The 327-nt window shown below is 41.6% G+C and carries 1 protein-coding gene; it reads left to right on the plus strand.

All coding sequences use genetic code 11. From position 1 onward, the window contains the following. On the plus strand, positions 1 to 327 hold a 327-nt coding region (locus AB4496_RS27960; RefSeq protein WP_372133288.1), incomplete at both ends, for an SLC13 family permease.

A 327-nucleotide genomic window follows, 5' to 3' on the forward strand; every position in this document is an offset into this window, starting at 1 on the left:
TTCTTATGCTGCCATACTGGGTGGAACCTTAACCTTAGTTGGAACGTCCACTAACTTAATCGTCAATAGTTTGGTTATCGACTCAGGTTTGCCCAGTTTGAGGTTTTTCGACTTTACCGTGGTGGGCTTATGTTTGGTTGTGGGTTGTGGGGTGCTTTTGTTTGCATTAAGCCCATTATTGCCAGAGTACGACAAGAACCAAGTTCAGATCCGTGATTATATTATCGATACTGAAGTCGCTTCAGATTCAGAGCTAATCGGAAAGTCTGTAGAGCAAAATGGTCTTCGACATTTAGAGTCGTTATTTTTGGTCGAAATATTGAGAGA

The sequence above is a fragment of the Vibrio sp. 10N.222.46.A1 genome (assembly GCF_041473595.1).
Classification (GTDB): domain Bacteria; phylum Pseudomonadota; class Gammaproteobacteria; order Enterobacterales; family Vibrionaceae; genus Vibrio; species Vibrio tasmaniensis_A.